The organism is Pseudomonas moorei, assembly GCF_008801475.1.
Classification (GTDB): Bacteria; Pseudomonadota; Gammaproteobacteria; order Pseudomonadales; family Pseudomonadaceae; genus Aquipseudomonas; species Aquipseudomonas moorei.
Map to the genome: position 1 here is coordinate 106,800 of NZ_VZPP01000013.1, position 12,656 is coordinate 119,455.

11 protein-coding genes are annotated in these 12,656 nt (G+C 60.5%); 9 read left to right on the forward strand and 2 right to left on the reverse strand.

Going from position 1 to position 12,656, the window contains the following annotated elements; genetic code table 11:
* Positions 1-5: 5 nt before the first annotated feature.
* From murD to lpxC, 9 genes are all read left to right on the forward strand, one after another.
* Positions 6-1,352, forward strand: a complete 1,347-nt coding sequence (murD, locus tag F7R06_RS23845) for a UDP-N-acetylmuramoyl-L-alanine--D-glutamate ligase (RefSeq protein WP_090325036.1) — start codon at positions 6-8, stop codon at positions 1,350-1,352.
* Entirely contained in the window at positions 1,349-2,566 is a 1,218-nt protein-coding gene (gene ftsW, locus F7R06_RS23850; protein ID WP_090325034.1) for a putative lipid II flippase FtsW, read from the forward strand. The genes murD and ftsW overlap by 4 nt, the downstream gene beginning before the upstream one ends.
* The gene (gene murG, locus F7R06_RS23855; protein WP_090325032.1) at positions 2,556-3,626 is read left to right on the forward strand and encodes an undecaprenyldiphospho-muramoylpentapeptide beta-N-acetylglucosaminyltransferase; all 1,071 of its coding nucleotides are present in this window, start codon (positions 2,556-2,558) and stop codon (positions 3,624-3,626) included. The genes ftsW and murG overlap by 11 nt, the downstream gene beginning before the upstream one ends.
* Positions 3,619-5,079 carry a UDP-N-acetylmuramate--L-alanine ligase gene (gene murC / locus F7R06_RS23860; protein ID WP_090325031.1) on the forward strand — a complete coding sequence of 487 codons (1,461 nt, stop codon included), beginning with the start codon at positions 3,619-3,621 and terminating at the stop codon, positions 5,077-5,079. The genes murG and murC overlap by 8 nt, the downstream gene beginning before the upstream one ends.
* The gene (locus F7R06_RS23865) at positions 5,076-6,059 is read left to right on the forward strand and encodes a D-alanine--D-alanine ligase (RefSeq protein WP_090325029.1); all 984 of its coding nucleotides are present in this window, start codon (positions 5,076-5,078) and stop codon (positions 6,057-6,059) included. The genes murC and F7R06_RS23865 overlap by 4 nt, the downstream gene beginning before the upstream one ends.
* Before the next feature lie 4 nt (positions 6,060-6,063).
* Positions 6,064-6,930 (forward strand): cell division protein FtsQ/DivIB, encoded by an 867-nt coding sequence (locus F7R06_RS23870; protein ID WP_090325028.1) that lies wholly within the window; start codon positions 6,064-6,066, stop codon positions 6,928-6,930.
* 15 nt (positions 6,931-6,945) lie between these two features.
* Positions 6,946-8,205 carry a cell division protein FtsA gene (gene ftsA / locus F7R06_RS23875; RefSeq protein WP_090325026.1) on the forward strand — a complete coding sequence of 420 codons (1,260 nt, stop codon included), beginning with the start codon at positions 6,946-6,948 and terminating at the stop codon, positions 8,203-8,205.
* Positions 8,206-8,282: 77 nt separating this feature from the next.
* Positions 8,283-9,476, forward strand: a complete 1,194-nt coding sequence (ftsZ, locus tag F7R06_RS23880) for a cell division protein FtsZ (RefSeq protein ID WP_047532942.1) — start codon at positions 8,283-8,285, stop codon at positions 9,474-9,476.
* A 112-nt stretch (positions 9,477-9,588) separates the two neighbouring features.
* A complete protein-coding gene (lpxC, locus tag F7R06_RS23885) occupies positions 9,589-10,500 on the forward strand; it encodes a UDP-3-O-acyl-N-acetylglucosamine deacetylase (protein WP_034149517.1) in 912 nt (303 codons plus the stop codon).
* Positions 10,501-10,613: 113 nt separating this feature from the next.
* Here lpxC and F7R06_RS23890 read toward each other — a convergent pair whose 3' ends face one another.
* Together F7R06_RS23890 and F7R06_RS23895 are read right to left on the reverse strand one after the other, a co-directional pair.
* On the reverse strand, positions 10,614-12,113 hold the full coding sequence (locus F7R06_RS23890; RefSeq protein ID WP_090325024.1) for a sensor domain-containing diguanylate cyclase: 1,500 nt from the start codon (positions 12,111-12,113) through the stop codon (positions 10,614-10,616).
* Positions 12,114-12,416: 303 nt separating this feature from the next.
* A complete protein-coding gene (locus F7R06_RS23895; protein WP_090325022.1) occupies positions 12,417-12,638 on the reverse strand; it encodes a hypothetical protein in 222 nt (73 codons plus the stop codon).
* Positions 12,639-12,656: the final 18 nt, after the last annotated feature.

Sequence of the window (12,656 nt, forward strand, 5' to 3'; positions counted from 1 at the left end):
AACGAGTGTCTCTGATCGCTTCTGACCACTTCCGCATCGTTGTCGGCCTCGGCAAGAGCGGCATGTCCCTGGTTCGCTTCCTGGCGAACCGGGGCGTGGCCTTTGCAGTGGCCGATACGCGGGAAAACCCACCGGAACTGGCCACGCTCAAGCGTGACTATCCGCACGTGGAAGTGCGTTGTGGCGAGCTGGACGTGGAATTCCTGTGCCGTGCAGACGAACTCTACGTGAGCCCTGGCCTGGCGCTGGCGACCCCGGCCCTGCAGGCCGCCGCCGCCCGTGGCGTAAAACTGTCCGGCGACATCGAGCTGTTCGCGCGTAACGCGAAGGCGCCCATCGTCGCCATCAGCGGCTCCAACGCGAAAAGTACCGTGACCACCCTGGTCGGCGAGATGGCCGCAGCGGCCGGCAAGCGTGTCGCCGTCGGCGGCAACCTCGGCACACCGGCGCTGGACCTGCTCAGCGATGACATCGAGCTGTACGTGATGGAGCTGTCGAGCTTCCAGCTGGAAACCACCGATCACCTCGGCGCTGAAGTGGCCACCGTGCTCAACGTCAGCGAAGACCACATGGATCGCTACAGCGGTCTGCCGGCGTATCACCTGGCCAAGCACCGGATCTTCCGCGGTGCCAGACAATTCGTGGTCAACCGTCAGGACGCCTTGAGCCGTCCCCTGATGGGTGAGGGGCAGCCGTGCTGGACTTTCGGTCTGAGCAAGCCCGATTTCAAGGCCTTCGGTATCCGTGAGGAAGACGGCGAGAAGTACCTGGCTTTCGAATTCCAGAACCTGATGCCGGTGCGCGAGCTGAAAATTCGCGGCGCCCATAACCAGTCCAACGCCTTGGCGGCCTTGGCGCTGGGGCACGCCGTCGGCCTGCCGTTCGACGCCATGCTGTCGAGCCTGCGCACTTTCGCCGGCCTTGAGCATCGCTGCCAGTGGGTCCGCGATCTCGACGGCGTGAGTTATTACAACGATTCCAAGGCCACCAACGTCGGCGCTGCACTGGCCGCGATTGAAGGTCTGGGCGCGGACATCGACGGTAAACTCGTGCTGATCGCCGGTGGCGATGGCAAGGGTGCCGAGTTCAAGGACCTGCGTGATCCAGTGGCGTCCAATTGCCGCGCCGTGATCCTCATGGGCCGCGACTCCGACAAGATCGCCCAGGCCATCGGCGACGCCGTGCCACTGATTCGAGTCAACTCGCTGATCGAAGCGGTCGAGCAATGCCGTGCTGTCGCCCAACCGGGCGATGCCGTGCTGCTGTCTCCGGCCTGCGCCAGTTTTGACATGTTCAAGAACTACGAAGACCGTGGTCACCAGTTCGTCCGCGCCGTGGAGGAACTGGCATGAGCATGAGAAACATCATCAAGCCTTATCCATCGCCGATCATCACCGGGCGTGGCATCGACCTCGATTTTCCGATGCTCGCCGGCTGCCTGGGCTTGCTCGGTCTGGGGTTGATCATGATTGCCTCGGCGTCGACCGAAGTCGCGGCGGCGCAATCGGGCAGTGCCCTGTATTACATGATTCGTCACCTGATCTACGTCGTGCTGGGTCTTGGCGCCTGCGTCATCACCATGATGATTCCGATCGCGACCTGGCAGCGCCTGGGCTGGCTGATGCTGCTGGGGGCGTTCGGTTTGCTGGTGATGGTGATCGTCCCGGGCATCGGTCGTGAAGTGAACGGTTCTATGCGCTGGATCGGCTTCAGCTTCTTCAACGTTCAGCCTTCCGAGATCGCCAAGGTGTTTGTGGTGATCTACCTCGCCGGTTACCTGGTGCGTCGCCAGAAAGAAGTGCGCGAAAGCTGGATGGGTTTCTTCAAGCCGTTCATCGTGCTGCTGCCGATGGCGGGACTGTTGCTGATGGAGCCGGACTTCGGTGCCACCGTCGTGATGATGGGCGCTGCGGCGGCGATGCTGTTCCTCGGCGGTGTCGGGCTGTTCCGTTTTTCCCTGATGGTCGTGCTGGCCGTGGGGGCGGTGGTGCTGTTGATCAAGATGCAGCCGTATCGGATGGCGCGTCTGACCAACTTTGCCGACCCGTGGGCCGACCAGTTCGGTGCCGGTTATCAGTTGTCCCAGGCATTGATCGCTTTTGGTCGTGGTGAATGGTTGGGCGTCGGCCTGGGCAACAGCGTGCAGAAACAGTTCTACCTGCCGGAAGCCCACACCGACTTCGTGTTCTCGGTCCTGGCCGAAGAACTGGGTGCCGTGGGTTCGTTGTGCACCGTGGCACTGTTCGTATTCGTCTGTATTCGCGGCATGTACATCGGCTTGTGGGCCGAAAAGGCCAAACAGTTTTTTGCTGCTTACGTGGCCTATGGTCTGTCGTTCCTGTGGATCGGTCAGTTCCTGATCAACATCGGCGTGAACGTCGGCCTGCTGCCGACCAAAGGCCTGACGCTGCCGTTCCTCAGTTATGGCGGCAGTTCGTTGGTGATTTGCTGTGCCTGTCTTGGCTTGTTGCTGCGCATCGAGTGGGAGAGTCGAACCCACCTGGGCAGCGAGGAGATGGAGTTCCATGAGAGCGACTTCGCCGAGGAGCCGAACCATGGGCGCTAATGTCTTGATCATGGCCGGCGGCACCGGTGGCCACGTGTTCCCGGCGCTGGCCTGTGCGCATGAGTTCCAGTCCCGGGGTTACACCGTGCACTGGCTTGGCACGCCGCGTGGCATTGAAAACGATCTGGTCCCGGCGGCCGGCATTGAGCTGCATCGCATCAATGCCAGCGGTCTGCGTGGCAAGGGCAAGCTGTCGCTGCTCAAGGCGCCATTCATGTTGCTCAAGTCGGTGTGGCAGGCGCGGGCGATCATTCGTCGGTTGCGACCCGTCTGTGTCGTCGGTTTTGGCGGTTATGTGACCGGTCCTGGTGGTGTTGCAGCCAAACTGGCCGGCGTGCCGGTGATCGTTCACGAGCAGAACGCCGTTGCCGGTACCGCCAATCGGTTGCTGATGCCGTTGGCCGCCCGGGTCTGTGAAGCCTTCCCTGACACCTTTACCCTGTCGGGCAGCCGTCGGACCACTGGTAACCCGGTGCGCACCGAGCTGTTCCTCGAAACACCGCGACCGGCCCTGGCCGGTCGCAAGGCGCGTTTGCTGATCCTGGGCGGAAGCCTGGGCGCAGAGCCGTTGAACAAGTTGCTGCCTGAAGCCTTGTCGCAAGTCGCCGTCGACTTGCGTCCGGAAGTGTTCCATCAGGCCGGCAAAAACCACGATGAAGTGACTGCGGAGCGCTATCGCGCGGCTGGCGTCGAGGCGCAAGTGCAGCCCTTTATCAAAGACATGGCCCAAGCCTATGGCTGGGCCGACCTGGTGGTATGTCGCGCAGGTGCGCTGACCATCAGTGAACTGGCCGCCGCCGGTCTGCCCTCGATGCTGGTGCCCTTGCCCCACGCGATCGACGATCACCAGACCCGCAACGCCGAATATTTGGCCCGGGAAGGTGCTGCCTTCCTGATGCCGCAAAGAACGACCGGCGCAGCGGATCTTGCCGCGCGCCTGACAGAGGTCCTGATGCAACCACAACGACTCAACGATATGGCTACCGCGGCCCGCCGCCTGGCCAAACCCGATGCCACCCGTAGCGTGGTCGATACCTGCCTGGAGGTGGCCCATGGTTGAGAATCAGAAAGCCATGCCACAACCGGAAATGCGCCGCATCCGTCGAATCCACTTCGTCGGGATCGGCGGCGTGGGCATGTGCGGGATCGCCGAAGTGTTGTTGAACCTGGGCTATGAAGTGTCCGGTTCCGACCTGAAAGCATCCCCAGTCACTGAGCGCCTGGAATCGTTTGGCGCGCATATTTTCATCGGCCATCGCGCCGAAAACGCGGCTGCCGCCGATGTGTTGGTGGTGTCGAGCGCGGTGAACACGTCCAACCCGGAAGTCGCCACCGCGCTGGAGCGCCGGATTCCGGTGGTGCCTCGGGCGGAAATGCTGGCCGAGCTGATGCGCTATCGCCACGGCATCGCCGTCGCCGGTACCCACGGCAAGACCACCACCACCAGCCTGATTGCTTCGGTGTTCGCGGCCGGTGGTCTGGACCCGACGTTCGTGATCGGCGGTCGTCTGAATGCCGCGGGCACCAATGCCCAGCTCGGTACCAGTCGTTACCTGATTGCCGAAGCCGACGAGAGTGACGCGAGCTTCTTGCACTTGCAGCCGCTGGTGGCCGTGGTTACCAACATCGACGCCGACCACATGGCGACCTACGACGGTGATTTCAACAAACTGAAGAAAACCTTCGTCGAGTTCCTTCACAACCTGCCGTTCTATGGTTTGGCGGTGGTGTGCCTGGACGATCCGGTGGTGCGTGAAATCCTGCCGCTGGTCAAACGTCCGGCCGTCACCTACGGCTTTGGCGATGACTGCGACGTGCGCGCGATCAATGTGCGCCAGCAAGGCATGCAGACCTTCTTTACCGTGCTGCGTCCCGATCGCGAGCCGCTGGACGTCTCGGTCAACATGCCGGGTAACCACAACGTGCTGAATGCACTGGCCACCATCTGCATCGCCACTGACGAAGGCGTCAGCGATGAAGCCATCGTCCAGGGCCTGTCCGGGTTCCAGGGCGTTGGTCGACGCTTCCAGGTCTACGGCGAACTGCCGGTAGAGGGCGGCAATGTGATGCTGGTGGACGATTACGGTCACCACCCGACCGAAGTCGCGGCAGTCATCAAGGCGGTACGCGGTGGCTGGCCGGAGCGTCGCCTGGTGATGGTTTACCAGCCGCACCGCTACAGCCGCACGCGTGACCTGTACGACGATTTCGTCAATGTACTGGCCGACGCCAACGTGCTGCTGCTGATGGAAGTCTATCCGGCCGGCGAAGAGCCGATCCCGGGCGCCGACAGCCGCAAGCTATGCAACAGCATCCGCCAGCGCGGACAGCTTGACCCGATCTACATCGATCGCGGCGTCGACCTCGCGCCTATCGTCAAGCCGCTGCTGCGCGCCGGCGACATCCTGCTGTGCCAGGGCGCCGGTGATATCGGTGGCCTTGCACCAAAACTGTTGAAGAGTGAGTTGTTTGCTGGCGCCGTCGCGGCGTCGGTCGAGGGGAAGTTGAAATGACTGCTGCGTACGCCAACCTCGTCTCCACTGTTGCGCCGAAAGACTTCGGCCGGGTCGCCGTACTGTTCGGTGGCAAGAGTGCCGAGCGCGAAGTGTCCCTGAAGTCGGGCAACGCGGTTCTCGATGCGCTGCAAAGCGCGGGTGTGGACGCGTTCGGGCTTGACGTGGGCGATGACCTTCTGCAGCGGCTGATGAGCGAAAAAATCGACCGTGCCTTCATCATCCTCCACGGTCGTGGCGGTGAGGACGGCAGCATGCAAGGCCTGCTCGAATGCCTGGGCATTCCGTACACCGGCAGTGGCATTCTCGCTTCGGCACTGGCCATGGACAAACTGCGCACCAAGCAGGTCTGGCACAGCCTGGGCATTCCGACGCCGCGTCACGCGGTACTGAGCAGCGAGGCCGATTGTATTTCGGCAGCGACGGAACTGGGCTTCCCTTTGATCGTCAAACCGGCCCATGAAGGTTCAAGTATCGGGATGGCCAAAGTGACTTCCGCGTCCGAATTGATTGACGCCTGGAAAGCGGCCAGTACCTACGATTCGCAAGTGTTGGTCGAGCAATGGATTCAAGGTCCGGAGTTCACCATCGCCACCCTGCGTGACCAGGTGTTGCCACCGATTGCCCTGGGCACGACGCACAGTTTCTACGACTACGACGCCAAGTACATCGCCAACGATACCCAGTACCGCATTCCGTGCGGGCTGGACAGCGCCAAGGAAAAGGAACTCATGGACCTCACGGCGAAAGCCTGTGAGGCGCTGGGGATCGCCGGTTGGGGCAGGGCGGACGTGATGCAGGACGCCGAAGGGCAGTTCTGGTTCCTGGAGGTCAACACGGCACCGGGCATGACCGATCACAGTTTGGTTCCGATGGCGGCCCGTGCCGCCGGTCTGGATTTCCAGCAACTGGTTCTGGCCATCCTGGCTGAGAGCGTTGTCGGCAACACGGCCGGCAACCCAGAGTCGACGCGAGGTTAAGACCATGCAAGGCGCACAGCTAAGACATCAGCCTCCCGCTCCCGGCCGCAAGCCGGTGCCGCGGGGTGCCAGCCGAATGGTGGCCAAAGAGCCGATGTCCGTGCGCCTGCCGAAGGCCAATTTTGGTTTTCTCAAAGCCTTGTTCTGGCCGGTGCTGCTGGTCGCATTGGGGTTCGGGACTTACGAAGGCGCGCAGCGTTTGTTGCCGTACGCCGACCGGCCGATCACCAAGATCAACGTGCAGGGCGACTTGAGTTACATCAGCCAGCAAGCCGTGCAGCAGCGGATCGCCCCTTACGTGGCGTCGAGCTTCTTCACCATCGACCTGGCGAGCATGCGCACCGAGCTGGAACAAATGCCATGGATTGCCCACGCCGAAGTGCGTCGGGTGTGGCCGGATCAAGTGGTGATCCGCCTGGAGGAACAACTGCCGGTAGCCCGCTGGGGCGATGAGTCGCTGTTGAACAACCAGGGCCAGGCGTTCACCCCGCGTGAGCTGGCTAACTACGAACACTTGCCTCAGCTGTTCGGCCCACAACGGGCTCAACAGCAAGTGATGCAGCAATACCAGGTGTTGAGCCAGATGCTCAGGCCGCTGGGCTTTTCGATTGCACGCCTGGAGCTGCGTGAACGTGGCAGCTGGTTCCTGACCACTGGCCCCGGCAGTGCGGGTCCCGGTATCGAACTGCTGCTGGGACGCGGCAACCTGGTGGAAAAGATGCGCCGCTTCATTGCCATCTATGACAAGACGCTCAAAGAACAGATTACGAACATTGCGCGCATCGATCTGCGCTACGCCAACGGCCTCGCTGTTGGCTGGCGGGAACCTGTAGCGCCCACGACAGCCCAACCCGCTGTCGCGAAGAATTAAGAAGAGGCAGGACCCATGGCAAACGTGCAAAGCGGCAAAATGATCGTCGGTCTCGATATCGGCACCTCCAAGGTGGTGGCGCTGGTGGGCGAGGTTTCTGACGACGGCACGCTGGAAATCGTCGGGATCGGTACCCATCCGTCCCGTGGCCTGAAGAAAGGCGTGGTGGTGAACATCGAGTCCACCGTGCAGTCGATCCAGCGCGCGATCGAAGAAGCACAACTGATGGCGGGTTGCCGCATTCACTCGGCATTCGTCGGTGTGGCGGGCAATCACATCCGCAGCCTGAACTCCCACGGCATCGTGGCGATTCGTGATCGCGAAGTGAGCTCTGCCGACCTTGAGCGCGTACTCGACGCTGCCCAGGCCGTGGCGATCCCGGCTGATCAGCGCGTGCTGCACACCCTGCCGCAGGATTACGTGATTGATAACCAGGAAGGCGTCCGCGAGCCATTGGGCATGTCCGGCGTACGTCTGGAGGCCAAGGTTCATGTGGTCACCTGCGCCGTCAACGCCGCACAGAACATTGAAAAGTGCGTTCGCCGCTGCGGTCTGGAAATCGACGACATCATTCTCGAGCAACTGGCTTCGGCCTACTCGGTACTGACCGACGACGAGAAAGAACTGGGCGTATGCCTGGTCGACATCGGCGGCGGCACCACCGACATCGCCATCTTTACCGAAGGCGCAATCCGGCACACCGCGGTGATCCCGATTGCCGGCGATCAGGTGACCAACGACATCGCCATGGCGTTGCGCACCCCGACCCAGTACGCCGAAGAAATCAAGATTCGCTATGCCTGCGCCCTGGCCAAACTGGCTGGCGCCGGTGAAACCATCAAGGTGCCAAGCGTTGGCGACCGTCCACCTCGCGAGCTGTCCCGTCAGGCCCTGGCCGAAGTGGTCGAGCCGCGTTATGACGAACTGTTCACGCTGATCCAGGCCGAACTGCGCCGCAGTGGCTACGAAGACCTGATCCCGGCCGGCATCGTGCTGACCGGTGGTACGTCGAAAATGGAAGGCGCCACCGAACTGGCCGAGGAAATTTTCCACATGCCAGTGCGACTGGGCGTGCCGCATGGCGTGAAAGGCCTCGATGACGTGGTCCGCAACCCGATCTATTCCACCGGCGTTGGCCTGTTGATGTACGGCCTGCAGAAGCAATCCGACGGCATTTCGTTCTCGGGCATCGGCAGCCGCGACAGCTACAGCAACGAAGAGCCGAAAGGCGCCTTGCTCGATCGCATCAAGAGCTGGGTCCAGGGCAATTTCTAAGATTTACCGCAGCACCGTTACACCGTTGTAGATACAGGCAGTAGGCGAAAAACTAGAGAACGTAAAGGAGAGGGAAAATGTTCGAACTCGTAGACAACATCCCCGCAAGCCCGGTTATTAAAGTTATCGGTGTTGGCGGTGGCGGCGGCAACGCCGTGAATCACATGGTCAAGAGCAACATTGAAGGCGTTGAGTTCATCTGCGCCAACACTGATGCCCAGGCGCTGAAAAGCATCGGCGCACGGACCATCCTTCAACTGGGTACCGGCGTGACCAAAGGTCTGGGCGCTGGCGCCAACCCGGAAGTAGGTCGTCAGGCCGCTCTCGAAGATCGTGAGCGCATTGCCGAAGTCCTGCAGGGCACCAACATGGTGTTCATCACCACTGGCATGGGCGGTGGTACCGGTACCGGTGCTGCGCCGATCATTGCTGAAGTGGCCAAGGAAATGGGGATCCTCACCGTTGCGGTGGTGACCCGTCCGTTCCCGTTCGAAGGTCGCAAGCGCATGCAGATCGCCGACGAAGGCATCCGTCTGCTTTCCGAAAGCGTCGACTCGTTGATCACCATTCCCAACGAGAAGCTGCTGACCATCCTCGGTAAAGACGCCAGCCTGCTGTCGGCTTTCGCCAAGGCTGACGATGTACTGGCCGGTGCCGTTCGCGGTATCTCCGACATCATCAAGCGTCCGGGCATGATCAACGTCGACTTCGCCGACGTACGTACCGTGATGAGCGAAATGGGCATGGCGATGATGGGCACTGGCTGCGCCAGCGGTCCGAACCGTGCGCGTGAAGCGACTGAAGCCGCCATTCGCAACCCGTTGCTCGAAGACGTGAACCTGCAAGGTGCACGCGGCATCCTGGTGAACATCACTGCCGGTCCTGACCTGTCCCTGGGTGAGTACTCCGACGTGGGTAGCATCATCGAAGCCTTCGCTTCCGAGCACGCAATGGTCAAGGTCGGTACCGTTATCGATCCGGACATGCGCGACGAGTTGCACGTGACTGTGGTTGCCACCGGTCTGGGCGCAAAAATCGAGAAGCCTGTGAAGGTTATCGACAATACCGTTCACACCTCGATGGCTTCGCAGCCGCAACAACAAGCCCCTGCTCGTCAGGAAGCTCCAGCGGTGAACTACCGTGACCTGGACCGTCCGACCGTCATGCGCAACCAGGCTCAGGCCGGTGCTGCGACTGCCGCGAAGATGAATCCGCAAGATGATCTGGATTACCTGGATATCCCGGCATTCCTGCGTCGTCAGGCCGATTGATGAAATGTATCAGGGCTATGAAGGTGATTGGTGTTCAGCAAAGGCGTGGTCTGCTATCATCGCCAGCCTTTGTTGATACCAGTTCGCAATTTGCGCTGAAGCGGCCCAAGCCATGATTAAACAACGCACACTGAAAAATATTATCCGTGCCACAGGTGTAGGTCTGCACTCTGGTGAGAAGGTCTATCTGACCCTCAAGCCTGCGCCTGTCGATACCGGCATCGTGTTTGTTCGTGCCGACCTGGACCCTGCGGTGCAGATCCCGGCCCGCGCGGAAAACGTTGGTGAAACCACAATGTCGACCACGTTGGTCAACGGTGACACCAAAGTGGATACGGTGGAGCACTTGCTCTCGGCCATGGCTGGCCTGGGCATCGATAACGCCTACGTCGAGCTCTCCGCGTCCGAAGTTCCAATCATGGATGGTAGCGCTGGACCCTTCGTATTTCTGATTCAATCGGCTGGCCTGGAAGAACAGGACGCCGCCAAGAAGTTCATCCGTATCCTGCGGGAAGTGACAGTGGAAGACGGCGACAAGCGCGCCACATTCGTCCCTTTCGAAGGTTTCAAGGTGAGCTTCGAGATCGATTTTGATCACCCGGTTTTCCGTGACCGCACACAAAGTGCAAGCGTGGATTTTTCCAGCACTTCGTTCGTAAAAGAAGTCAGCCGCGCCCGTACCTTTGGTTTCATGAGTGACATCGAGTACCTGCGCAAGCACAACCTCGCACTCGGCGGCAGCGTTGAAAACGCTATTGTGGTCGACGCGGATGGAGTACTGAACGAAGACGGCCTTCGCTATGAAGACGAATTCGTGAAGCACAAGATCCTCGATGCAATTGGTGACCTCTACCTGCTGGGCAATAGCCTGATTGGTGAGTTCAAGGGCTTCAAGTCCGGACATGCATTGAACAACCAGCTGCTGCGCAAGTTGATTGAGCAGACAGATGCTTGGGAAGTCGTGACTTTCGAAGACGCCAGCACTGCACCGATCTCTTACATGCGCCCTGTAGCGGCCGTGTAAGAAAAAAACCTCTCTAGTTTTTTAAAGGCTACCTTCGGGTAGCCTTTTTTTATGCCTCGAATTGCGTTGGTGTCTGAGCGGGCCTCATCGCGGGCAGTCGGCACGACGAAGACTCAGGCAACCACCACACGATTGCGCCCCCCTTCCTTGGCCTGGTACAGCGCCTTGTCTGCCGCAAACAACAGCAGTTCCAGGCTGTTGTCGCTCGCGGTTGTCCAGGTGCTGATGCCGATGCTCACCGTCATTGGCGCATCGTCATCGCCCACCAAGGGCAATTGTTCGACCTGCGCTCGAATGCGCTCGGCGATCTGCCGCGCGCCTTCGTTGTCGGTTTCGGCCAGGATCACCGAAAACTCCTCACCACCATAACGGGCCACCAGGTCGGTCGGGCGATGCACATTGGCGCTTATGACGGCGGCCAGCGAACGCAAGGCCTCGTCACCGCCGAGGTGTCCATGGCGGTCGTTGAAGGACTTGAAGTGATCGGCATCGATCATCAGCACCGACATGGGCTTGCCGGAACGCTGTGCGCGAAACCATTCATGGCGCAGGGTCTGGTCGAGCGTCCGGCGATTGGCCACGCCGGTCAAGGCATCGGTGGCGGCCAGTTGCGCCAACTCCTGCTCGGCGAACTGACGCAGGCGCAATTCGCGGCAGAGTAACCAGGTCAGCCACAGCAAACCGATGCACAGGACGCCAGTGGCACCGCTGATAACGATGGCCGTTCGCCTCCAGGTGGCGAACACCTGATCGCTGGACAGAGCGACAATCACGGTCAATGGCAGGTTGCCGACCCGACTGAAGGTGTACAGGCGTTGCTCGTTGTCGACGCTTGAAACACCGTCGAAACTGCCGCTGCCTTCACGCAGCATCCGCACGACATTGGGACGACCGGCGAAGCTTTTGCCGATGGAGTTGTCCTCCAGGTATGGCTTCTGGGCCAAAAGAACGCCATCGTCATTGATGATGGCCAGTGTGTTATCGGTGCCGATGTCCAGGCTGCTGAACAACTGATCGAAGTAAGCCAGGCGCATCGACGCCACCGCGACCCCCAGAAACTCACCCGTGGACGAGGAAATGCGCCGGCTGAAGCTGATTTGCCATTCATCGCTGTACGCGCAGTCGCAACGAGGCTTGTACGGCTGGCTGATGAACATGCCGGTGTCCCGGTTGTAGGCATGGGCGAGGAAGTAGTCGCGATCGGCGAAGTTACCCGGCTTGGGGTCGATCAACGAAGAGTCGGCGAGCACGCCGCCGTGCTTGTCGAGCAACAGGATGTCGCCCTTGTAGCGTGCGGTGGTGGAGCGGTCGAAGAGCACCAGGTGACGGATCTGCGCCGAAACCTGTTTGAGATCGTCTCGTTGCGCGGCGGCGATCAGACCCTGCAAGGTCAGGTCGTAGAGTTCAACCGTGCGCAATACGTCGGCGTCGATCAATTGCGCGACAGTGGTCGCGCCGCGTGCTGCTGCCTGTTGGGCATTGGCGCGTTCGCGGATCAGCAGGAAGGTCACGATGCCGAGAATCGCGATGACCGTCAGGCTGCTGCCAAGGATTACCAGTAGCTCAGGCCGTCCGGCACTGCCTGAATGATGTGGGGGGCGGCGTTCAGTCATGAGGCTGATATCTGCTGGAATGACTGATTAAGCGTAGTCCCATAACCCAGGCAGCCTGAAAAAATGCCGACACCTGTAGGAGCGAGCCTGCTCGCGAACAATCCAGCAACGCCGCAGTAAATCTAGTTTTACGCGTTTTTGTTCACGACCCTCGCGAGCAGGCTCGCTCCCACAAGGGGAGGGCAGTCATCGTTGCAGCCAATGCAATAAAAAAAGCCGCTGATAGCAGCGGCTTTGAAGACAACTTTTCAAAGGGAAGAGCCGATGAAAAGCGTCGAGGGAAACAGGAGTGATGCGTGGCAATCAGCTGTCTTTCAGGGCCTGCTGCTCGCTCTGGGTGCTCGATGCCTGAGGGGACTGGGCTTCCTGGGCTTTCGCGGTCATCTCGCTCTGACGTTCTTCAAACGCGGCGGCGCGTGCGGAATTCTGTGCGACGAATGCGTGCGACTCTTCAGCCATGGCGAATGGAGACACGAACAAAGAGGACAAAACGAAAGCGCTGGCAATACCCATACTGTTGGACATCTTTAAAACCTTCTTGCT